Source organism: Xanthomonas sp. D-36-1 (genome assembly GCF_017746155.1).
GTDB classification, from domain to species: Bacteria; Pseudomonadota; Gammaproteobacteria; order Xanthomonadales; family Xanthomonadaceae; genus Xanthomonas; species Xanthomonas cissicola.
The window spans coordinates 38,769-39,466 of sequence record NZ_JAGHWR010000073.1 but is presented as its reverse complement, the minus strand read 5'-3'; the positions used below and the strand labels follow the sequence as shown (position 1 = coordinate 39,466).

The window sequence follows — 698 nt, the reverse complement described above, 5'->3', positions numbered from 1 at the left end:
TTGATCAGACCTTCCCTAGGCATCGAGCTCGGCCAGGCGCGCGTTCAGCGCGAGCACGGTGCATCGCAGACTGAGCAGGGTGTGGTCAAAATCTCGGAAAGCGGGGGCTATCAGCTGGCATCGCTATCCCAAGACCCGCTCCATAGCCAAGCCGAGGATGCAGTTCGCCGCCTTGAGCAGAGTCTGGGCCGTGAGTACGACGAAAACAGTGCTCGGCTGGCTGCAAGCAGCGCATATCTTGCAAAAGACAACGGGCTGTCGCGGATCGATCATGTCGTGCTGAGCGAGAACACCAAGTCCGTGCGGCAGGGCGAGAACGTCTTCGTTGTGGAAGGTGCGTTGAACGATCCCGCTCACAAGATGGCGCATATGAAGACGAGTGATGCGATTGCGCAGCCCGTCGAGCAATCGCTCGCGCAATTGCAGGCTTTGGGCGAAACGCAGCGCCAACAGCAATCTCAGCAGCAGGAGCAGTCGATTGCGCCTCAACACCGGATGGTGTGAGGGCTATTGAAATAACGGTTACAGATTCACTTCCACGGCAGCCTGACCGTCGCCAAACCGTCGCGCCCATGCCTGCGCGCGTAGAGGCATAGATCGGCAGCGATGCTGGTAGTGAAACGACAACGGCCGCAGTACGCGGCCGTTGTCGTTAGATCAGGCAGCCAGGATCGTCTTGCCGATTCCCGATTCCCGAT

Annotated in this window: 1 protein-coding gene; it reads left to right on the top strand. The window is 59.2% G+C overall.

Annotation, left to right across the window (positions count from 1 at the left end; genetic code table 11):
- Window positions 1–504: XVIPCD domain-containing protein (locus tag J7367_RS18145; RefSeq protein WP_343124460.1), on the top strand; the 504-nt coding region annotated here is incomplete at its 5' end.
- Between the last annotated feature and the right edge of the window lie 194 nt (window positions 505–698).